We start from the raw sequence: 22,487 nt of genomic DNA, 5'->3' as shown, positions 1-22,487 counted from the left end.
ATATATTCAACCTGGGCAGTGATAGACCCTGACACGAATATCCATGCCTTCAATGAGGTTTCCCAAGTCCTTTCATAAAACCATCGGTTCAAGGCTTGGCCGGAGTGGGGCCGCCGCCAGCCAGGAAGGTGTGGCACCATTGCTCCAGGTAGAGCAGAGCCCAAATCAGCAGGCGCCGATTCGTGGTGCCGTTCAGATGCTCCTCGACCAGATCGCGGACGGTCGCACGGTCCAGAAACTCGTGAATGTGACACTCCCCTTCCAACAGCATACGGCGCACGTAGTCGATGCTCTCGCCCCGGAACCAGCTCGCGTCCGGGCCTGAGAACCCTTGCTTGGCCCGATCCGTGACTTCGACCGGAATGTAGCGCTGCATGACATTGCGCAGAAGCAGCTTGCCGTCGCGGGTCCGCTCGAAGAACACCTTGCTCTTGGGGCCGGGGTCGTTCTCATTCAGGCGGACGACCTCGGCCAAATTGCCAAGCTTCATCCCAACGGGAATGGTCTGAGCGAAATCCACGAGATCGTTGTCGAGCATCGGAACCCGTGTTTCCAGGCCATGGGCCATGCTCAGCTTGTCCTCGATCACCAGCAGGCCATGCAGGAACGTCTTCGCCTCGAAGTACAAGGAGTGATTGATGTAATCCTCGGACCGCGTCATCCGGGAGGCGTGGCTTGTGAAAACGTTCCGGAAGATGTCCCGGGTCCACACATGCTTGACGTCCGGCCAAATCGGCTGGAACATGCGGTGAATCAAAGAGTTCGGGATGAGGCGCTGCCAGAAGAGATAGTATTTGTCGATGTAGTCTTCGAAGCTGGAGTTGACGACGGCGCGGTAATAGCGCCACGGATAGCCGCCGAACAACTCGTCACCACCGGTCCCGGACAAGACGACCTTGCCGAACCGCCCGGCCAGTTTGGCCGCGTAGTAGTTGGGATAGCTTTGCCCGACCCGCGGTTCCTCCATGTGATAGACCAGGGACGGCATGCAGCGTTCCATGTCCCCGGCCTTCAGCACCATCTCGTAATGCTCCGTCCGGCAAAGGGAGGACAGGGCCTCCGCGCTTTCGCGCTCGTCGTAGGAGCATTCGATGCCCGAAGCGGAATGCAGGTCGAAGCCGACGGTGAAGGTTCGCAAGTCCTTGATCCGGCGGGAGGCCAAGGCCGTGATCGACCCGGAATCCATGCCGCCCGACAAATAGGAGCCGACGTCCACATCGCTGACCAGTTGCCGGTTGACCGCCTGGACGATCAACTGGTCCAGCGTATCGGCGTAGGCATCCGGCGCAAGACGCTCTTGCGGTTCGTGGAAATTGAAATCCCAATACTGGAAGGTGTGGCAGCTTCCCGTCTCGCAGCAGGCGTTCAGGCAACTGGCTGCCGGCAAGAGCCGGACGCCGGCGAACAGGGTGCGGTTGGTGAAGAAGTTCTGGAAGGTGAGGTATTCGATCAGCCCTTCCCGGTCCATGGCGGCGGCCATTCCGGGAAACGTCAGAAGCGCCTTGACCTCCGATGCGAACAGCAGGGTACGCCCGACCGTCGCGTAGTAGAGAGGCTTGATGCCGAAGCGGTCCCGCGCCAGCGTCAAGCGGCGCCGGGTGCTGTCCCAAATGGCGAAGGCGAACATCCCGTTGAAGCGGTCGAGGGCCTTCGGACCCCATTCCGCCCAGGCGTGAAGAATCACCTCGGTGTCCGTGCGCGACACGAAACGATATCCCAAGGATTGCAGCTCGGCGCGCAGCTCCTGGAAATTGTAGATCTCGCCGTTGAAGGTCAGGGCATAGCGGCCATCGGGCGTCACCATGGGCTGCCGCCCGGCGGCGCTGAGGTCGATGATGGCTAGGCGGCGGTGTCCCAGCCCGGCCTGCCCATCGACATAAACGCCCTCACCATCGGGACCGCGGTGGGCGATGGCGTCCGTCATCCGCCGGACAAGGTCGCCGGAAGCCGGCGCGCCGTCAAGATGGACCATCCCGGCAATGCCGCACATCCTCGAAACTCCTTGTCAGCGTCGCACAGGGAAAGCCGGTCCGCGGGCTCAGCGGCGGGCTTCGACCTCAGCCATGTGGGTGCGACGCCATTCGATAAGTTGGGCCAAGCCATCACGCAGCGGAACCTCGGCTTCGAAGCCGATCTCGCGGCGGGCCCGATCGGGGGAACCGATCCGGTTCTTGACGAAGGTCAGCCCGGCAGGCTCGAACCGCAGCGGCAGATCGGAGCCCGTCAGCTCCAGCAGCAGCTCCGCCACCTGCTTGATCGAGGTGCGCCTGCCGGTGCCGACGTTGTAGAAACGGTCCACGGCCTCGGCCTTCATGGCGCAGATGTTGGCCTTGGCGCAGTCGGTGACGGCCACGAAGTCGTAGGCTTGGCTGCCGTCGCCGTAGACCGCCGGCGATTCACCCCGGTCGATGGCGTCCAACATCTTCATGATCACCGCGATGTACGCCCCGCGATAGTCCTGGCGCGGCCCATAGACGTTCATGTAGCGCAGGCCGACGAACGGCAGGCCGTAGCGGTGATGGAAGGCGCGGGCCATTGCCTCGCCGGCGATCTTGGTGGCGCCATAGAAATTCGTGTTGTTGAACGGGTGGTCCTCGGTCATCGGTTCCTCGACCGCGTCGCCGTAGACCGAGGCGGAGGACGAGTAGACGAGCCGGCTGACTCCGTTCTTCCAGCAGGCTTCCAGCACATTGAAGGTGCCGCGGATGTTGACGTCGAAAGCGGCGCGCGGAAACTCGTAGCATTGCAGAAGCCACAGGGCCGCGAAGTGGAACACCCCGTCCGCCCCCTTCAGGGCGCTCTCCAGTATGTCCGTCTGGCAGATGTCCCCGCCGACGTCATGGATGCGGACGCGGGGGTCCCGCAAGGCGTCGGAAAGATTTTCGGTCCGCCCCCGGACGAAATTGTCGTAGACGACGACTTCCCCGATGTCCTCGCGGGTCAGCAAATCAACCGTATGCGAGCCGATCAGGCCGGCACCGCCGATCACCACAAACTTCTTTCCACGAACATCCATCTGACGCGTTCCCCGGTCTTGGCAATTTCTCCGGCCTGACCTGTCGACCGGATCGGACGGTGACCCGGGGGCTGGAATTTGGAGCCTGTGACGGTAAAGAGCTATCCTTAAATGATCTTTAATTGCGAACGACACCTCCGGGGGCCGCTTGACGGCCATGGAACGGCTGGTGTCTGGTGGCGCCGCCCACGGTGGCGGCCCGACCGCCGCGCTGTGAACTGAAAACCTATAGGGGTGGATGATGGCGGAACCGTTCCCGGAAAGCGTGCTCGTGACAGGGGCCACCGGCCTGATCGGCCGGCGCACCCTCGCAGAGCTGACGGGGCGGTGCGAGCTGTGGGCGATGTCCCGCCGCTTCCCGAATGCTCCGCCCTCCGACTGTGGCTCCCGTTTGGCTGCCCCCCGCTGGATCGCTCATGACTTCGAGGAAACGGCGCTGCCAGCTGCGCTGCCGCCAGGGGTCGACACGGTCGTCCATCTGGCGCAGGCGGAGGATCATCGCGATTTTCCCGCGGGTGCCGCGCGAATCCACGCGGTCACCGCCAACGCAACCCTCCAGCTTCTCGACTGGGCTTGGCGGACGGGGGCGCGTCGGTTCATCCTCGCATCGACGGGCGGTCTGTACGCGCCGTCACCGACGGCCATCGACGAATCCTCTCCGCTGGGCATCGGTGACGATCCGCTGGCCTTCTATCTGACCTCCAAGCGCATCAGCGAATTGCTGGCCGAGCGGTACGCCGCGGCGATGACGGTCGTCGTGCTGCGATTCTTCTTCGTCTACGGCCCCGGTCAGCGCCCGCCGATGCTGCTTCCGCGGCTCATCGCTTCGGTGGCCGAAGGGCGCCCGCTGACCCTGCAGGGCAAGGACGGCATCCGTCTGAACCCGCTCCATGTCGACGATGCCGCGCGCGCCATTGCACGCTGCTGCGCGCTGGAGACCGGAGCGACCATCAACCTCGCCGGGCCCGAGACGGTCAGCATGCGGCGGATCGGCGAACTGATCGGAGAGGGCCTCGGGAAGCCGGCCCTGTTCGCCGCGGACACCGCCGCTCAGCCACGCGATTGGGTCGCCGGCATCGCCCGCATGAAAACGCTTCTGGGCGCTCCCCTGGTCCGGCCTGAAACGGGCGTTCCGGAGATGGCCCGTGCGTTCCGGGACGCGCGCATCGGGTAACGGCCCGCCGTGACGATGGAAGACCGGCTTTCCATCATCACGGCGCGGCGGCGCGGCGCTCGCGGTTCGCAGGCCCCATGCCGCCCAGGTAAAGGTCGGCCCAGCCGATCCCCGGCGCGCGGTCCAGGCCCATGCGGAAGGCGTTTCCGGCCTCCTCGATCCGGCCGCAGGTGGCAAGCGCGCGGCCATGGACGAGCCAGGCCCATCCCAGGTCCGGAAGCCGCGCCACCAGCGCGGCGCCGGCCGTGGCCGCCTCCTCCGCACGGCCGAGAGCGCTCAGAGCCGCGACCCGGTTGACGTCCGGCCAAGGGTTCCCGGGAAGCTGGCGGGCGGCCGTCTCAAGATGCGGGAGGGCCGCCTCCGGGTGTCCGGCTGCCCGCAGGGCGCTGCCGCGCAGCAGGTGGAACAAGCCCGCGTTGACCGGCCCCTGCTCGGCCAGCCGGCTGCCCTCGACCGTTCCCAGAACGGTATCGGCCTCGGCGAAGCGCTCCGCATGAACCAGGGCCGCAGCCCGGTAATAGGCCACCCAGGGGCTGCCGTGCATCTGGGCCTCGGCTTGCCGCCGGCAGTTCAGCGCGGCATCGGGAAGGCCCAAAGCGTCCAGGGCCACGGCTTTGTACTGCAACCCCCACGGATCATTCCGGGAAATCGCGAGCCCCCGGTCATAGGCCGTGACCGCCTCTTCCAGGCGATCCCAATGCTGCAGCAGAATGCCGCGGTGAAAGTAGGTCCAGGCGCCTCCCGGTTCGATCTGAACGGCGCGGTCCAAGGCATCCAGCGCCGGCTTCCATTGCCCCAGAGTCTGATAGGCGGTGCCCATGTAGATGCGCACCTGCACATCGACGCTGCTCCAGCTTCCAGCCAGTGCGGCCTGGACCGCCCGGTGATAGCAATCCAACGCCTGGGCAAGGCGGCCTTCGTTTTCATGCGCCTTGCCAAAGGTCCAGAAATCGCGGCTGCTTCCGAAGTCGGACGACAGCCGGCAAGCGGTTTCGAACCCAAAGCACGCGCTCCGGCTGTCTCCGCGCAGGAATGCCGCGTGGGCGGCCACGCCGAACTCCCCCGCGATCCGGGCCCCCCAGTTGCCGCCGAGCGCGCCGACACGCTGCAGACAATCCTTCGCGGCGGCGGCTCCGCCACGGGACAGATGGACAAGGCCGCGCAAGGCGGCAACCAGACCGGCCTCGACACCCGCCTTCTCAGCCTCGTCCAGAACGGCGAGCGTCTCGTCCGGAGTTCCCTGTTCCAGCCGGTGAAGCGCAATGGCGACGAGGGCGTCGCTGGAGTATCCGGGGTTCTGCGCGAGCGCGGCCCGATGGGCCGTCTCGGCTTCGGCGCGCCGCTCCAGCCGATGCAGCACCTCGACGATCCGGTGATGGGCTTCGGCCAGGGTGGGCCGGATGGCGGCAGCTTGCCGGAAATGATTCAGCGCGGCGTCAAGCGAGCCCTCGCTCAGGATCGCCCGGCCCATCTCCAGATGGTAGTTGGAAACCGTGTCGTCCCTGATGGCCCGTCTCCATCCATCGACGTCGCCCCGGACCTCCGCTGATGCCTCCGTACGCGAATCCTTTCCGTTCACCGGCTCCCCGCCTCCGACCAGCCTTGTCGGGCCTGCGCCCGGATGGGCGTAGTCTACCGTACCTCCGCCGGGATTTGGAACCGCCAACCACCGACGAACGGTCAGGTGGGATGGACCCCCAGTTCGCTGTTGATCCGGGCGAAGACGGACCCGATGGCCGTCAGGGAATGACGGCGGCGGACATAGTCCTGGCTCCGCCGACCGAGGGCCGCCAGTTCGGCGCGATCGGTCGCGGCGAGCGAGCGCAGCGCTTCCTTGACCGACAGGAGGTGCGCGTTGACGATCGGAATCTCGCCCTCCTCGACGAGACCGGCGCCGATGTACAGCTCCATCAGGTCGGAGCGCAGGAAGCAGAGCACCGGCTTCCCCATCGCCATGGCCTCGATGGCGAACATCGCGTACCAGCCGACGATCAGCTGGTCCAGCACCACGTCCGACCGCAAGATGGCCTGAAGGACTTCGTCGTTGGTCACGAACTCGACCATTTCCAACTCGATCGGGACGCCCTCGGCGGCCAGCTCCTCCACGGCCCGCAAGAAGGCGCCCGTGCCCTTGATGGCCCGGTGGTTAGGCGCGTGCAGCACCCGCAGCGGCCTCTCCGGCGTCGGCCGGCCTTCCGCCGGGGGCACCGGCTGCCCGTCGCCGGCCATGGCGGCGCGCGCGGCCAGGGCTTCGGTGTCGATCGAGAAATGGGCGATCTGGAGCGTGTCCCAGTGATACATGTAATCGACCCACTCACATCCGGACAGGATGTGGTCAGCGTTGCGGGTCCACAGGTCAATCTGGTCGGCAACCCGCTTCCGCCGCAGGGCATGCCCCGGATAATCGATGGTCATGGCGTGTTTGAACAGCAGGTTGCGGCTGCGGGTGAAGTCCTGGACGTCGCCGCCGAAGGGCATCACCACCACCCGCACCCGCGCCAGCCGCAAGAGCATCGGCTCGGCACACCAGACGAAGCTCGTGTAGAAGAACGGCCCGCCGTTGAAATAGATGTATATGATCTTGTAGCGCGACACCGCGTGCCAGAACAGCCTCAGGCGTCCGATGAACTTTCCCAGTGCGCCGTCTCCGGCCGGAATGATGTGATCAAAATTCTGGGTTATGAAGTAGGTCCTGCTGACGAAGGTTTCGGCGGTGAAGCCAGCCTGGATCAGGGCTTTCCTGTGGTAGATGTTGTTGATGAGCGGTTCCGGACCAAGCCCCACGTCGATCGGCTTCGGCTTCCAACGCGCCACCAGCGCCAGGATCACGCTGCAAACGAACCACAACAGCTCTTGGACCACGTCCACCGGCCAGACCAGAAGGTCGAGAAGATCCGGTGCTTTCTTCATGGCGGGGGACTCCGTAGGGATAAGCGCGGCTCGGGAGCCGGAGAATAGAAGAGATCGAGGAACAGCCGGCGCTCCAGCATCTGGTGGTTCGACGCGGCCATGAACGGAAGAGCCTCGGGCGACACTTGGTCGGCACAGGCATAGAAGCGGTCGCACCACCACTGGAGCGTGGTGCCGGCAAGCCGGCGGTACCATGCCTTGAGCGCATCGGCTGACAGCGCCCGCTCCGCAACCCATGGCCCATAGTCGAATCCGCTGTGCCGGAACGGCGCCAGGGGAGGATTTCCGGGCAGCGGAAGCCAATCCGCCGCCGCCCCCTCCCGCACCGCGTCCACCCATTCCAGGACCGGAACACGCCGTCCATCGATCGCCGGAAAACCATGGAAGCCAGGGTCGTACGCGACCCATCCGATGTCCGGCAGCATCACCTCGGCAAGGGTGTGCCCGTCGTCGTGCCCGTTCCATACCTCGGCGGTGGCCAGCCCGGCGACGCGCGCCGGCAAGCCGGCCTCGCCGAACAACCGGACGGCAAGAAAGGCCAGACGGGAGCAGCCGAGGAAGCGCGGAGCCCGGCCCAGGGCCTGGAGATCGTCCGCAGCGGGCTCGCCCTCGTCCGTGCTGCCGTATCCCCAAAGCCAACCCACATGACGCAGCAGGCTTTCGGGGTCCGGAGGCCTGACCAGCCGCTGCACCGTTTCGCCGCCCAGGCTGTAAAAGCGGTGAACGCCCGGCTGGTCGAGCGCGAAGCCCTGCTCCCCGATGCGGTAACGCCCCACCTCGACCAGAAGAGTGTCCGGCAAGGCAGGCAGCCCTTCGGTTTCCGGCAGAGGCTCCAGCCTGACGGCGGCGCCATCCGCGATCCGATACCCACGCAGCGGTCCCGCCGGCCCTGGAGCGGCCGCCCCGCTGCAACGGCCTGTTTCACCCTTCGGCCGAACGAGGGCACGCAGGCGGTTCAGCAGGAGGGAAGGCACGTCGGGAAAACCTCATCCAGGCGGGGCGTTGCCGGCAGCCGGCGCCACCGTGATACTCTCCACCACCATGGTCTGCAACATGGACCGGCGACGCTCAATTCGGGAGTGGCGCGGGCGGAACCGGGCCGGAGGGCGGCACACCGAGTTCCTGGTTGATGGCCGCGAACACGGCGCCGATCGTCGTGATGGAATGGCGATCGCGGACATAGGCTTGGCCTTTGACGCCGAGCGCCCGGCGGCGCTCCCGGTCCGCGATCAGCGGTCGCAGCGCGTCGGCCAGCGTTTCCGGGTTGGCCATGACCAGCGGCAGTTCGTCCCCGGCAAGAACGCCGGCGCCCACATACAGCGCGTGCAGATCCGGCCGGATGTAACAGACCACCGGCTTGCCCAGGGCCATGGCCTCGATAGCGACCATGGCGTACCAGCCGATGACGAGCTGGTCGACGACGATATCGGCGCGCGCCATCTGCTCGAGAACGGTCTGGTTGGCGGCCGCTTCGACGATGGTCAATTCGACCGGAATGCCTTCCTCTCGCAGCCGTTCGACCGCCGCGACGACATGGGGAGTTCCCTTGATGGTCCGGTGGTTGGGCGCGTGGACGATCCTGACCGGCGCGTCGCCGCCGGTCAGGATGCTGCCGGCCCCGATGCTGCTGATGGCATCCTCGGCGCGTCGCCGCAAGCCGTCGGCATCAATGGCGAAATGTCCGGGGATCAGCGTGTCCCAGTGATGCATGTAGTCGACCCAGTCGCAGCCGGAGACCACATGGCCGGCGCCGCGCGTCCACAGGTCGATCCGATCGGCGATCCGCTGGCGATCCCGGTTCTGGAAAGGATAATCGACCGTCGTGGCGTGCTTGAACGGCAGATTGGGGCAGCGCGTGAAGTCCTGGATGTCCTGACCATAGGGAAGCACCACGATGCGGGTCCGGGCAATGGCGAACAGAAGCGGTTCGACGCGCCATGCCCACCGGGAAGCGTAGAAAGGCCCGCCGCCAAAATAAACGTACAGAAGGCGGTAGCGGGTGGCCGCCAGATGGAACACCCGCAGGAGCACGGCCACGTTCGACGCCACGATGCGCCGGGGAATGAAGACATGGTCGAACTGCTGGGTAACGTGCGTGACCCCGATGACGAAGGTTTCCGCGCTGTAACCCGCATGGAGCAGCGCCCGTTTGTGATACTGGTTGTTGATGAGGCATTCCGGCCCGATGCCGACATCGACCGTCTTGGCGCGGAACCGGGCGATCACCGCAACCACGAAGGCGCACAGGACGAGGACGCACTCGTTGAGCGCGGCAAGGATCGGATTGGGCCCGCCGCGGGCCTGCTCCGCCTGGATCACGTTGCGAATCAGGGGGGCCGCGCTGACCCAGTCCGAGACGCCTCGGGACCTCAGTTCTCCGGCGATGGCTCCGGCGAACATGCTGGCGATGATGACCGTCACCCCGGCGGGCGGCGGAAGAACCTCGGCCGGCCGGTGGATCGGCAGCCCGTTCAAGGTACCGGTCTTGCCGTTGTCGATGAATCCGTTCACGCGGACGCCGGGACGCTTCGCCAGCTCCCGCCAGACGATCTCCCCGCCATGGCCCGCCCCGAAGATCAGCACCGTCCCCGTTACCGGAAGTTCATGGACGCGAGAAATAGTGCGCATGGTCCGTTCCAGAATGTGCATCGGATGGGCAGGGCCGGGGGCCGCAGACCTTTCTTGACACCGAAGCCCCCGCAAGGGAGAAAATCCGAAAGGGGGCCAGCCCGTACGGGGTGCCTCCCATGGGACGAAGCTTTTACAGCAGCCCCGGCCTACCGCACCACCCCCGAACAAGACCCCAAGCCTGAACACCGGACCAAGATTTCCTTCCACCAGCGAACCGCCTCCGCACCGCGACTCACCGCCCACCAGTCGAGGAACTGCCCCTTCATGAAACGCTTCGCGCTGATCGGTGCGGCCGGCTACATCGCACCCCGCCATATGAAGGCCATCAAGGACACCGGCAACCGGCTGGTCGCCGCGCTCGATCCCAACGACAGCGTGGGCGTGATCGACAACTATTTTCCCGATGCCGACTTCTTCATCGAGTTCGAGCGTTTCGACCGCCATATCGACAAACGCCGGCGCATGGGCGAGCCTGTGGACTTCGTGTCGATCGCGTCGCCCAACTATCTGCACGACGCCCACATCCGCTTCGCCCTCCGCAGCGGCGCCCACGCCCTGTGCGAAAAGCCGCTGGTCCTCAATCCCTGGAACGTGGATGCGCTGATCGACATCGAGGCGGAGTCCGGACGCCGCGTCTTCAATGTCCTGCAATTGCGCCACCACACCGCCATCCGGGCGCTGCGCGACCGGGTTGCCGCCGCGCCGCCGGACACGGTGTTCGACGTCGATCTCACCTATCTGACATCGCGCGGCCATTGGTACGGCATGAGTTGGAAAGGCGACATCGAGAAGTCCGGCGGCATCGCAACCAACATCGGAGTCCATTTCTTCGATATGCTGAATTGGGTGTTCGGCCCCCGGCGCGGCAGCGTCGTCCATATGCACGAACGCGACGTCGCCGCCGGTTATCTGGAGTTCGAACGGGCGCGGGTCCGCTGGTTCCTCTCGATCAACGCCGCCCACCTCCCGCCCGAGGTGGCGGCGGCGGGCAAGCGGACCCACCGTTCGATCCTGATCGGCGGCGAGGAGTTTGAGTTCAGCGAGGGTTTCACCGACCTGCACACCGAGGTTTATCGGGACATCCTGTCCGGGGGCGGCTACGGCCTTGCGGACGCGCGCGCCGCCATCGAGACGGTGCACGACATCCGGCGCGGCTCCGTCGTCGGCCTCAAGGGCGACTATCACCCCTTCTGCCGGCGGCTGGCGGCGCTGGAGGAGGTTCCGTGAACGGGGAGGAAGGCTGGTCAGCCCATCCGACGGCCATCGTCGACGAGGGTGCCCGCATCGGAGCCCGTACCCGCATCTGGCATTGGACCCATGTGTGCGCCGGTGCCGAGATCGGCGAGGATTGCTCGCTTGGCCAGAACGTCTTCGTCGGCAACCGCGTGCGGATCGGCAACACCGTCCGGATACAGAACAACGTGTCGGTTTACGACAACGTCGTCCTCGAGGACAGCGTCTTCTGCGGTCCGTCCTGCGTCTTCACCAACGTCCTCAACCCGCGCGCCGAGGTCTCGCGCAAGTCCGAATACCGCGACACGCATGTGCGCCGCGGCGCCACCCTGGGTGCGAACGCCACCATCGTGTGCGGCGTGACGATCGGCGAATATGCGTTTATCGGCGCCGGCGCGGTGGTGACCCGGAACGTTCCGGCCTTCGCCCTGATGGTGGGGGTACCGGCCCAGCGGATCGGCTGGATGAGCCATCACGGGGAACGGCTCGGCCCCGACCTGGTGTGCCCGGCTACCGGGCGCCAGTACCGGCTGGCAGAAGACGACCGGTTGGAGGAAATCGCATGACGTCCGAACCCGCGTCCGAACCCGCGTCCGAAGCCACCGGTCCGATCGCCTTCATCGACCTCGCCGCACAGCGCCGGCTCATCGGCCCGCAGGTCGACGAGGCCGTCCGGCGCGTGTTCGATCACGGCCACTTCATCATGGGACCCGAAGTCGCCCGGCTCGAAGACGAACTGGCCGCCTTCTGCGGGGCCCGCCACGCCATCACCTGCTCCAACGGAACCGACGCCATCGCCCTGGTGCTGCGGGCGGAGGGCATCGGGCCAGGAGACGCCGTGTTCTGCCCGTCCTTCACCTTCGCCGCCACCGCCGAGGTGGCCGCCTGGGTGGGCGCCACGCCGGTCTTCGCGGATGTGGACCCTGAAACCTTCACCCTGGACCCGGACAGCCTGGACCGGGCGGTCGCCACCGCCCGAAGGGCGGGACTGCGCCCGGCCGCGGTGGTGGCGGTCGACCTGTTCGGCCTCCCGGCCGACTACGACGCCATCGAACCGGTCTGCGCGCGGCACGGCCTGCGGCTGGTGGTCGACTCAGCCCAGGGGTTCGGGGCGGTCTACAAAGGCCGGAAGGCGGGCACGATCGGCTTGGCCACGACCACCAGCTTCTTTCCGGCGAAGCCCCTCGGCTGCTACGGCGACGGCGGGGCGGTCTTCACCGATGACGATGGGCTGGCCGCCGCCATCCGCAGTCTTCGCGTCCACGGCCAGGGCTCCGACAAATACGACAACGTCCGCATCGGCATGAACGCCCGGCTGGACACCGTGCAAGCCGCGGTGCTGATCGAAAAGCTGCGGATATTCCCTGACGAGATCGCGGCCCGCGGCATGGTCGCCCGACGCTACGCCGCGGGGCTGGCTGGGATCACCGCCCTTCCTTCGATGCCGGAAGGAAGGGCGTCGGTGTGGGCGCAATACACCCTGCGCATCGCCGGAGGCCGGCGCGACGCGATCGCGGCGGCACTGAAAGCCGTCGGCGTGCCGACCGCCGTGTACTACCCCAGGCCATTGCACCGGCAGACGGCCTACGCCGGCTTCCCGCTTGCCGGCGACGACCTGCCCGTCAGCGAACGGTTGGCCGGCGAGGTGCTGAGCCTGCCCATGCATCCCTACCTGGACGAGGCGACCCAGCACCGGATCATCGGCGCGGTCTGCGAAGCGGTTCGCGGCGCCGCTGGCGGGTGAGGCGGACGGCGGGCCGGGGCGGCGTCACGCCACCTCGATCTTGCCCCGGAACACCACGCGGTTGGACGTGGGAGTCGGATAGCCGGTCACATGGAAGCGGCCGTCCGGCAGCGCGACCTCGAAGGGAGCGCTTCCATCAACCAAGGCATAAGCGACGTCCTCGCCATCGCGGCTGAACACGAAGAGCGCCGGACGCTCCGTTGCCTGCGTGACGTCCAGCGTCACCTGGCGCAGCGGCCAGGAGCCCGCCCGATCCATGGCGGCCAGGATGCGGTTGACGTAGTTGGAGAGGTACGGGGTGGCCCGCAGCGGAGTGTTCCCGAACGGGTGGATGTGTTCGGCGGTCGCCGCGTCCAGGGCTTCGGAAAGGGCGATCACATCCTTCAGGCTGTCGCGCCAACCCTCCGTTTCCCGCTCGCAGTGATTGAAGACGTCGGGACGGTGCGGGACGGGGGCGCTAAACACCGCCATGAACACGCTGGGCAGCCGGAGCTCCAGGCACCAGCGCAGGAAGGTCGCGATCTCCCTGACATTCTGTTTCTGGATGGTGAAGGCGGCGGATACCCCGAACCGGCTGTATTGGTCGCGGAGGATCAGAAGGCGCTTCATGTTGGCTTCGAGCCTGCGCCACTCCCCTTTGACCCGAATCCGTTCGTAGACCGGCCCGGTCCCGTCGATGGACACGCAGACCGCCGCCCGCTTGAACTTCGGCAGAAACTCCATGTGGCGCTCGTCGAACACCAAGCCATTGGTCATCAGCGACAAGCCCAGGAAAGGGTTGCCCGCCGGATCGAAGGTGCGCATGAAATGCTTGAAGCTCGGCTGCACCAGGGGCTCGCCGCCGCTCCAGTTGATGAGGGTCGCGTAGGGAGCGGATGCGCTGACGAACTTCTCGATCACGGTCTGGTCGTTGACCGAGCGCTTCAGGTTCAACTGCGAACACATGATGCAGTCGAGATTGCAGTAGGCCGAGGGCTCCAGGTGCAGGATCGAAGGAAGCGACCGCAGCACCACTTCGCCGCTTTCGAATTCCCGCCGCTGCAGGCGGATGTTCTGGCCATAGGGCGTGCGGGATTCCTCTCCTTCCGGATCGGTCAGGAACGGAACCGGACCGACCGAGAGAATGTGCGGACAGCGCCGGCAGACCGAGTGCGCGGGCTCCTTTTCCGACACGGCGGCCCGGAAGTTCTGGAACGATTCGCTGTTCCACAGCGCCAGGAGATCCGTGGTGGCGTGCAGGGAGCCGGCCGGCCCGCCCGGAGAGCTGAAGCAGCGTGGAATGTTGCCGTCCACCGTCAGCGCGAACTTCTGCCAGGGTTCCGAACAATAAGTCCAGCTATGGGCGGCGTCGGGGGCGAGAACGGACTCGTCCGAAGAGGAAAGGGTCATGACGGCTCTGCTCCGAGCACGGGAACGCCGGAAACGCCGGCTTCGTCGAAGCGCATCCGGAAGACCTCCGGCTGGTCGAGAGGGTCGTCGCAATGGGCAAGGGCGATGCGCTGGTGGAGATATCCGTTCTCCCAGATCTCCAGCCGGAGCGGCACCATCGGGACCCGGGCGGTGACGATTCCGTCCTTTCCACAGGTGCCGTAAGCCACTGCGCGGCGGTCGCTCTGGCGGCGCACGAGGACGAAACGCCCGGCGCAAGCGGCACCAAAGGAGAAGGAGCGCCGAACATGGCCCGACGCTTCGGCCATGCCCGCTTCGATGATCCCCAAATAGCGCTCCAGGAAGGGCGTCATGGCGTAGAGGGAACCATCGGGCGCCATGCAGGTGGGCGGGGCCTCGGCATCGTAACGGCGCGCATCCTCGCGCGCCCGGCGGAATTCCTCCTCCCACCCGACGGTTTCGGCATCGACGTCGTTGAAGAGATCGGGCCGATGCTCCGGCGGATAGTGCCAGACGCTGTAGAAGGAGCTGGGAAGCCCCAACTCCCGGCACAGGGCGATGTAATCGACAATGCTCAAGGCATTGGATTTGTTGATCGTGTAGGAACCGACCACCCAGAAGCCCTCCTGCGTCCGCTCCAGCTCGATCATATCGCGCAGATTGCGTTGCAGGACCTCCCACTTCGCGGGCCAGCGGACCTTCTCGTAAACCTCCTTGGTGCCGGCATCGATCGAAACCTGAAGGGTGGTTTTCCGGAACCCCGCCAGGCGGCGCACCAGATCCTGCTTCAGCAGCAAACCGTTGGAGATCATCGCGATGGTGAGCTGGGGCGCCTGTTCGGGCAGCCCGGACTCCAGAAAGCGCCGGAATTCCGGCTGGATCGTCGGCTCGCCGCCACCCCAGTTGAGATAGTCGAGGGTGGGGGTGAGATCGCGGATGGCCGCCCAGGCGTTGTCCCCGACCTCCTCCTTGGAGATATGGTTCTCGTGCTGACTGCAATGAGGACAGACGATGTTGCAGCGTCCCGACGGGGAGATCGTGAACATGGTCGGACGGGCCGACAAGGTCGTGGCGCCGGCGGAAAACTCCTCCTCCACCATCGCCATGTTGGCCGCGTAGGGGGTGTCCTTGTCCTCCATGAATTCCGGCTTCTTCATCAGGGGTGGAATCCCCTGCACCGGAATGATCTGGCAGTCCGGGCAAGCGGCCTCGATGCCGCCCTCCACCATTGCCTTGCGGAGTTCCACATATCTGGGGCCGTTCCAGATGCTGTGGACATCCTCGGTCTTCAGATTGCCGAACGCTTCAGGCCAAGGGCGATAGCAGCACGGTACGGCGATGCCGGTGATGCCCACCACCATCTGCTGCCATGGCAAAGGGCAAAGCTTCTTCGTCACAACCGCGCCTCCCTATATTTGGACCCAACCGCATCCATGACGCCCTGGCCTTGGCCGCCCCCTCGCGGACATCGCCCGCGGGACGAAGGCCCAGAGCGGCTTATCGCAACAGAAGAACTGCAGCCCCGACGATCACGGCGACGATGGCGGCGGCCGTGACGAGGCGCCCACGCTTTCCCCCCCGTTCCACCTCCTGCGCCACGATGGGATAGGCGTTGCAAAAGGACATGATGCCGTTCCGGCGCAATTGCGCCGCCATCTCGTGGCCGAACATGCTGGCGATCACCACCTGGGCGTTTTCGGTCCGCACCGCCAGAAAGTCCTGAAAACTCAGGATGGGAAGCCCTTTCAAAGTGCCCTGCTTGTTATTGTCGATGAATCCCAGGACCTTTGCCCCTGGGGTCGCCTTCAGTTGGTCGAACATGATTTGACCGCCGCGTCCCGCGCCAAAGATATAGATTTCATCTGAGACGGGGATGTCTGCCATTTTCTTGGCGATTTTCACGTCATTCCTCCAACTGTTCAGGCAGTAAAACTGCTAAAGACTAGGTCTATATCTATTAGACCCGATGGTATTTATAGAGTGTTAACGACTTCTGAATGCCACTTTCCGTTTCGCCGGCAAGCGGGGCACAGGGCGCGTCCCCTCGGACAACGGAAATCTGTTGCCCGGACGCGGTTCGGAACGCCACAGTCCCCGGTGAAAGCGGAGCCTTTTTAGATCCCTTTTCCCCAAGCCGACCGCTCCGGCGATAATATTGAAAGAAGAAAGGACCATCCATGCCATTCCCCGTCAATGCATCTGCGGACGAAACAGGGGGACATGGAGCGATAAGCTGGGATCAGGATTCTGCGCTAAGCCAGCTTGACCCGTCCGCCTTCGATCTCGTGACTCTTGATGTCTTCGACACGCTGTTGCTGCGGCGCTGCGGTCCTCCGGAAGCGGTTTTCGAACGGGTGGCGCAGGCGGCGCGCTCCGCGGCTCTGCTCGACCCTTCGGTCACCGACGATGCCTTCGTCATCATGCGACGCCAAGCGGAGGCCCGGGCGCGGAGTCAGAGCGGTGACGTCGATCTGGCCGCCATCTACCGGGCGCTGGAACTGCACGACACCGATACGGCGGCTCTCGAACGGCTGGAGCGCAGGGTCGAGCGCGCGATGGCGATTGCCAATCCTTATATGCTCAGCCTTCTGGGGCACCTGCAGGAACAGGGAACACCCGTTCTGCTGATCTCCGATATGTATCTGGGGGGAGCGGAGATCCGGGGAATGCTGGAATCCGTCGGCATCGCCGCCGGCAGGAACTACGAGCGCCTGCACGTCTCTTGCGACCATGGCGCGTCGAAAGCCGGCGGCGTGTTGTTCCGGATGATCCTGGCGCAGCACCCCGGCCTTCGTCCCGACCGCGTCCTCCACATCGGGGACGACCCTGTGACCGACAAGGCCGGAGCCGCGGCCGCCGGCATCCGGGCGCTGCATTACACGCTTCCCGGATGGCTGAATGAGATGGTCCGGCGCGAGACCCTGCTCGGGACCCTGCCGCGTGGGCCTCTGGTTCCGGCCCGCGGACTCGCCGCGCGCGGCGTCCGCGCCAGGGACGGGAACGGATTCTGGTACGGCTACGGCGCGACCGTCCTCGGGCCGGTCGCCGTCCATTACGCCTCCTGGGTGGTGCGCGATGCGGCGGCCCGCGGAATCCGGCGCATCGCGCCCCTGATGCGCGAAGGAGAGCTGCTGGGGCAGCTGATGGTTCTGGAAGCCGAACGGCTTGGCCTGGATGTGATCATCGCGCCTTTGGCGGTTTCCCGGGCGGCTCTCTACCTGCCGTCCCTGATCCGCTTCGACGAAGCGGAACTCCGCAGCCTCGCCACCGAAATCTTCCGGACACTCCGGGATGTCCTGACCATGCTGGACCTGGGGCCACTGCCGGACTCCCTCCTGGAGCATGCCGACACCCCTCTGGTGGACCTGCTGGGCGCAGAGTTCGGCGAGGCCGCAAAGGGCTGGCAGGCTGCGAAGGTTTATCTGCTGTCCGAAGAGACGGTTGGACGCATCCATGCGCGGGCGCAACAGGCACGCCGCGATTTCGTAGCCTACATGAAGGAGCAATTCGGCGCCACCGGCCAGGTTGCGCTGGTGGACATCGGCGCCAAGGGCTCGATGTTCGAACGATTCGCGCGCCTGCCGGAACTGACCGGTCACTATGATTTCCACGGCTATCTGTTCTACGCGACGCCGGCGGTCCTTCACCGGGTGGTGGGCGGCGTCCGCATCCGCACGCATATGCCGCAAAGCAAAGCCGCGTTCGAGCAAGCCAAGGTCATCTACCGCAGCCCACAGTTTCTAGAGCTGCTTCTGAACGGCGAGGCGGCGACGACCATCAGCTACCGCCGGGACGAAAGGGGCCGCATCCGCCCTATCCAGGAACCTCCGAAAATCGACAGCGAGCAGCGCGGCGCCTTGCGGGCCTGCCGGGCGGGTATCCTGTCCTACCAGGCCCAATGGGCCCGGCTTGCCGATGGAGAAGACGCGCCGGACCGGGATACCGATCCGGAGGCCTTGCTCGGTATCCTCCATCGGGCGGTGCATCTTCCGACGGGCGAGGAGGCCCGCCGCATCGGGCGCCTTGTTTACGACGTCAACAACGGGTCGTCGGCACGGCTGCGGATCTGCAGCGACCGGGCCGGCGGGGTTCTGGACACGGTGATTACAAGCACCCCTCCATCGCTCTGGCTGAGCCTGTCCCTCCAGACCCGGCCTTCCGACGTGCCGTGGCCACAAGGCCAGATGACCCTGTGCCGGGCGGGGCATATCGAGGAGATGCTCGACGGGGCGCAGGGTGGATTCGGGCACAGGGCCATCAGCCGGCAGCTCGTTCACATGGTCAGAAACGCCGGCATTGACCGGTACATCCTGTGCGCTGCCGGGGGCATGGGCGGCATGGGCCCCACCTTCCTTGATGTCGCCCGCGACGCCGGCCTCGAATGTGTCGGGTACGCCGATCTCCTGGCGACGGGGGAAGGCTTCGCCCAGACGGCGGAGCTGACAATGACAGAGGCCGCGAAGCTGGAGTGCCGGGACATCGTCGTGGTCAGCGTCGGCTACGGACAGGCCATCCTTGCCGCTTTGGACAAGGGCCGCAAGGAGGACGGACGCCCGCTGCGCTGCTGGTGGTACGACGGCACGCGCTTTCGTGACGATCGGCTCGGCGATGCCCTTGTCCCAGCACAACGGCCATAGGAACCGGACGCACGGAAGAGGATTCCGGGAAGCCGCAGGCCGGCAAGCCTTCCCGCAACGGCTGTGACCAGTGTCCCGGCTGTGGCCATTTTGGGACCGTTGTCACACATCCAATCGATAGTGGTATGTCAATTCTGGGACGCGAGGGAGCATTCCGCACCCCTCGGGACGGGCGGTCTCCCGCCCGCAGGCTCCAGAGTCCCGCATGTCCACGTCCCCGCAACGGACCATCGATGTCCCGATCGTCGTGAACGCCTGGGGCGTGTCCGCCGGTCAGGCGCCGCATTTCCGGCTGCTGGTCGACGGCGTGATGATCGGCGAGGCGTGGGTCGCCGCCACCTCCAGCACACCCTACCGCTTCACCGCCACGCTCGATCCCGACCAGGCCCACCGGATTTCCATCTGGTACGACAACGACGGGGTGGTGAACGGGGTGGACCGCAACCTGTTCGTCGGCTCCATCACCGTGGACGGGCAGGAGATCAAATCCACCGACCCGCGCGCCACCTACGACAAGGGGGCGGTGGACGGAAAGGACGTGGTCGCCGGCCAGACGGGGCTCTACTGGGGCGGCCTGCTGTCCTTCGGTCTGGGGGAGGAGATGTTCGGCGGTCCGCTGGTCCGCCCCCCGCCCAAGCCGGAGGAGGTCATCACCCGGCCCATCCCCATCACCGTCGAGGCGGCGCGCGGCGCGTCCGCCACCGGGCCGGTGCGCTTCAAGGTCCTGGTGGACGGCAAGTTCGCCGGAGAGGCGGAGGCCGCGTCCGGCAGCGCCGAGCGCTTCACCTTCTCGGTCACCCTCGACCCGTCCGTTGCCCACACGGTGCAGATCCTGCCCGCCACCGGGACGCAGGCCGGAGACCTGTCGTTCGGAACCGTGACGGTGAACGGCAAGAGCCTCGCCGCCCAAACCCCCGCCCAGGACGGGTCCGTCACCCTGGCGGTCGAAGCCCCAGTGTTCCAGGGCACCGCCTCGGACGCACCGGCCCCTCAGGGCGCCGCCTTCTACGTGGCCAAGAACGGCAATGACGGCTGGTCCGGGCTGCTGGCCGCGCCGAACGCCGACGGCACCGACGGCCCCTTCGCCAGTCTGGAGCGGGCGCAGGCGGCCATGCGCGCCGGCACCGTCAAGACGACCTACGTCCGCGAGGGCGGTTACACCCTGACGAACACGCTCGGCCTCGGCGCGCAGGACAGCGACGTGCGCATCCTGGGGTATCCGGGCGAGCAGGCCGTGATCAGCGGCGGCGAGCGGGTCGGCGGCTTCATCTATGAGGGCAACGGCGTCTGGTCGGCGCCCCTGTCCGCCGCGCCGGGGCTGGACGTCACCGTCAACGGCGTGCGCTACCGGCTGGCCTCCAAGGCGGCCTACGACCCGGAGGACCCGACCACCGGCTGGTTCGTCGCCGACGCGGGCGCCTATGGCGCCAGCAAGAACGCGCTGCGCTACCACGCGGGCGACGTCACCGCCGCCGACCTGGTGCCGGGCAGCCGGGTCCAAGTCTTCGACACGGAACGGCTCCAGGATGCGATCCTCACAGTCGCCGGCATCGACGAGGTGACCCGCACCCTGACCTTCACGTCCGACGCGCCCTTCACCATGCGCGACGGCTCCACCTTCAAGCTGCTGGGCAACAGCGCCCACGTCGATCAGGTGGGGGAGTTCGCCTACCGGGCGTCGGACGGCCGTCTGGTGATCAATGTGGGGACCGGAACCAACTTCGACGGCTCCGGCGTCTCGGTGGCCCGGCTCGGCACCCTGGTGCGGCTGAACGGCGCCACCGGCGTGATCATCCAGGGCCTGACCTTCACCGACACCGTGACGGACGGCAACACGGTCGAACTGGTCGGCGCCGACGCCAACCGGATCATGGGCAACAGTTTCCTGAACGTGGGCAGCGGCATCCGCCTGACGCAGGGCTCCGACGGCAACCTCGTCAGCGGAAACTATCTGGACCATCTTGGCATCAACGGAGTGGTCCTGGACAGCCAGTCCAACGCGAACACCGTGTCCGGCAACCAGATCCAGAACATCGGCGAAGTCCGCAAATACGCTGCCGGCATCATGGGCTCGGGCATCAGCGACACGACGATCGCCTACAACGACATCGACCACAGCGCGCGTTACGGCATCTCGTTGAAGAACTGGAACGCCGCGACCATCAACCTGAACAACGCGATCCTGTACAACCGCATCCGCAACACCGGCAAGGAGACGGCGGATTCCGGGGGGATCGAGATGCTCGGGCGGTCCGGCGTGAACACCGGCACGGTCATCCAGGGCAACTGGATCGAGCATGTCGGGGGGCTTGCCACCGATACAACCGGCCGTTGGCTTCTCAATCACAAGGGCTACGGCATCTACCTTGACGACCTGTCCAGCGGCGTCACCGTCCAGGGCAATTTCCTGAAGGACACCTCCTGGGCCAACGTGATGATCCACGGCGGCCACAACAACACCGTCCTGAACAACATCGGAATCCTGGCGTCGAACGACGAGGATTTCCTGCGGATCGAATGGGTTCCCCTGGCCGGCGATGCCGGGAGGCCTTCCGGCAACACGATCACGCACAACATCGTCGCGAGCGACCTTCCCCTCGGCTCCTACCTGATGCTGCTGTCCCCCGGCGCCAACAACGTCATCGACGCCAACTTCCTGCATCAGGTCGGCGCCTACGGCCCCGGCGACCGGACCGGCGACCCGCTCTTCCTCGACGCCTACAACCACGACTACCGGCTGGCGAGCGCATCCCCGGTCTTCGCGGTGGGAATTCATGACCTGAACTGGACGGCGATCGGCCCGTCGAACCTGCCCCCCGCGATGCCCCAGGACCTCCACCCTGCGCAGGACGTTCTGTTCCGCAACCCGGTGACCGGCCAGGTGGCCGTGTGGCGCCTGGACGACTTCGCAGCCATCCGGGAACCCATCGCCCTGATGCCCCCGGCCGACTGGCGGGTGCGGGGGTGGGGCGATTTCAACGGCGATGGCAAGCGCGACATCCTGTGGGACCAACCCAGCACCGGCGCCATCGGCCTGTGGGCGCTGGACGGCCCGTTGCTGAAGAGCGTCGACCTGGTCGGCAGCGGCTCGGATCGCCCTCCGACGCCGGTGGCCACCGGCGACTTCAACGGCGACGGCAAGACCGACATCCTCTGGCGCGACGGCCACAGCTCCACGATGGGAGTCTGGGAAATGGACGGGCCGCGGATTCTCGCCTCCGCATCCCTTGGCCCATCCCCAGCGGATTGGGAGGTGGTCGGGGCCGCCGACTTCACCGGGAACGGCAAGGCCGACATCCTGTGGCGCAACACGGTGACCAGCGAAACCGGCCTGTGGGAGATGGACGGCACCAGGCTGGTGAGCACCGCGCTGACCTCCGCTCAAGGCGGGGCGGATTGGCAGATCGCCGGTCTCGGTGACTTGGACGGCGACGGCAAGGCCGACATCCTCTGGCGCAACCGAACGACCGCTGAAGTGGGCTTCTGGCGCATGGACGGCGCCATCTTGAAGGAGGCCAAGCTGTTGAACACCATCCCCGGAGAATGGGCGATCGAAGGGGTGGGTGACTACGACGGCGACGGTCGCGCCGACATCCTGTGGCGCAACAGCGCCAACGGCACGGTGGCGGCGTGGCGGTTGATCGACCAGGGCGGCATCGGCATCGAGCCGCGGATCATCGTCGGTGAAACCGGCTGGACTCCGGTCCGTCTGGCCGGAGCGCTGACCGGCGCCGGCTGACATCGGGCTCGAAC

General features: G+C 66.0%; 15 protein-coding genes. 6 read left to right on the top strand and 9 right to left on the bottom strand.

From position 1 onward, the window contains the following. Positions 1–88: 88 nt before the first annotated feature. Entirely contained in the window at positions 89–1,990 is a 1,902-nt protein-coding gene (gene asnB / locus ACFPMG_RS04785; RefSeq protein WP_376994062.1) for an asparagine synthase (glutamine-hydrolyzing), read from the bottom strand. A gap of 48 nt (positions 1,991–2,038) precedes the next feature. Further along, entirely contained in the window at positions 2,039–3,016 is a 978-nt protein-coding gene (locus tag ACFPMG_RS04780; RefSeq protein WP_376994061.1) for an NAD-dependent epimerase/dehydratase family protein, read from the bottom strand. Between the two features lie 238 nt (positions 3,017–3,254). Here ACFPMG_RS04780 and ACFPMG_RS04775 point away from each other — a divergent pair, with 238 nt between their 5' ends. Continuing rightward, positions 3,255–4,190, top strand: a complete 936-nt coding sequence (locus ACFPMG_RS04775) for an NAD-dependent epimerase/dehydratase family protein (RefSeq protein ID WP_376994060.1) — start codon at positions 3,255–3,257, stop codon at positions 4,188–4,190. Between the two features lie 37 nt (positions 4,191–4,227). Here the strand turns inward: ACFPMG_RS04775 and ACFPMG_RS04770 are convergent, their stop codons facing one another. From ACFPMG_RS04770 to ACFPMG_RS04755, 4 genes are all read right to left on the bottom strand, one after another. Beyond that, positions 4,228–5,769: a tetratricopeptide repeat protein gene (locus tag ACFPMG_RS04770; protein ID WP_376994059.1), complete on the bottom strand. Its 1,542-nt coding sequence runs from the start codon at positions 5,767–5,769 to the stop codon at positions 4,228–4,230. Between the two features lie 101 nt (positions 5,770–5,870). Next, the gene (locus ACFPMG_RS04765) at positions 5,871–7,100 is read right to left on the bottom strand and encodes a glycosyltransferase family protein (protein WP_376994058.1); all 1,230 of its coding nucleotides are present in this window, start codon (positions 7,098–7,100) and stop codon (positions 5,871–5,873) included. Then, a complete protein-coding gene (locus ACFPMG_RS04760) occupies positions 7,097–7,900 on the bottom strand; it encodes a transglutaminase domain-containing protein (RefSeq protein ID WP_376994057.1) in 804 nt (267 codons plus the stop codon). Before ACFPMG_RS04760 ends, ACFPMG_RS04765 begins: the two co-directional genes overlap by 4 nt. A 268-nt stretch (positions 7,901–8,168) precedes the next feature. Then, positions 8,169–9,575 carry a glycosyltransferase gene (locus ACFPMG_RS04755; protein ID WP_376994056.1) on the bottom strand — a complete coding sequence of 469 codons (1,407 nt, stop codon included), beginning with the start codon at positions 9,573–9,575 and terminating at the stop codon, positions 8,169–8,171. Positions 9,576–9,995: 420 nt separating this feature from the next. Between ACFPMG_RS04755 and ACFPMG_RS04750 the strand changes: the two genes are divergently transcribed. Genes ACFPMG_RS04750 through ACFPMG_RS04740 form a run of 3 tightly spaced genes read left to right on the top strand, consistent with a single transcriptional unit; the run spans position 9,996 to position 12,708 of the window. Next, positions 9,996–10,958 carry a Gfo/Idh/MocA family protein gene (locus ACFPMG_RS04750; RefSeq protein WP_376994055.1) on the top strand — a complete coding sequence of 321 codons (963 nt, stop codon included), beginning with the start codon at positions 9,996–9,998 and terminating at the stop codon, positions 10,956–10,958. Further along, complete coding sequence (locus tag ACFPMG_RS04745) at positions 10,955–11,530, top strand: acyltransferase (protein WP_376994054.1); 576 nt, start codon at positions 10,955–10,957, stop codon at positions 11,528–11,530. Before ACFPMG_RS04750 ends, ACFPMG_RS04745 begins: the two co-directional genes overlap by 4 nt. Continuing rightward, entirely contained in the window at positions 11,527–12,708 is a 1,182-nt protein-coding gene (locus tag ACFPMG_RS04740) for a DegT/DnrJ/EryC1/StrS family aminotransferase (RefSeq protein ID WP_376994053.1), read from the top strand. Before ACFPMG_RS04745 ends, ACFPMG_RS04740 begins: the two co-directional genes overlap by 4 nt. Before the next feature lie 24 nt (positions 12,709–12,732). Here ACFPMG_RS04740 and ACFPMG_RS04735 read toward each other — a convergent pair whose 3' ends face one another. The 3 genes from ACFPMG_RS04735 to ACFPMG_RS04725 form a co-directional block, all read right to left on the bottom strand. Then, positions 12,733–14,097, bottom strand: a complete 1,365-nt coding sequence (locus ACFPMG_RS04735) for a radical SAM protein (protein WP_376994052.1) — start codon at positions 14,095–14,097, stop codon at positions 12,733–12,735. Beyond that, positions 14,094–15,494 (bottom strand): radical SAM protein, encoded by a 1,401-nt coding sequence (locus tag ACFPMG_RS04730; RefSeq protein ID WP_376994051.1) that lies wholly within the window; start codon positions 15,492–15,494, stop codon positions 14,094–14,096. Before ACFPMG_RS04730 ends, ACFPMG_RS04735 begins: the two co-directional genes overlap by 4 nt. A gap of 100 nt (positions 15,495–15,594) precedes the next feature. Beyond that, positions 15,595–15,999 (bottom strand): PglD-related sugar-binding protein, encoded by a 405-nt coding sequence (locus ACFPMG_RS04725; RefSeq protein ID WP_376994050.1) that lies wholly within the window; start codon positions 15,997–15,999, stop codon positions 15,595–15,597. A gap of 275 nt (positions 16,000–16,274) precedes the next feature. Here ACFPMG_RS04725 and ACFPMG_RS04720 point away from each other — a divergent pair, with 275 nt between their 5' ends. Then, positions 16,275–18,734 carry an HAD family hydrolase gene (locus tag ACFPMG_RS04720; RefSeq protein WP_376994049.1) on the top strand — a complete coding sequence of 820 codons (2,460 nt, stop codon included), beginning with the start codon at positions 16,275–16,277 and terminating at the stop codon, positions 18,732–18,734. Positions 18,735–18,939: 205 nt separating this feature from the next. Further along, positions 18,940–22,473, top strand: coding sequence for an FG-GAP-like repeat-containing protein (locus tag ACFPMG_RS04715; protein ID WP_376994048.1), 3,534 nt, complete (start codon positions 18,940–18,942; stop codon positions 22,471–22,473). Positions 22,474–22,487 lie beyond the last annotated feature (14 nt).

The organism is Azospirillum himalayense (assembly GCF_042657465.1).
Taxonomy (GTDB): domain Bacteria; phylum Pseudomonadota; class Alphaproteobacteria; order Azospirillales; family Azospirillaceae; genus Azospirillum; species Azospirillum himalayense.
The sequence above is the reverse complement of the archived record's forward strand: the minus strand, read 5'-3'. Positions and strand labels throughout refer to the sequence as shown.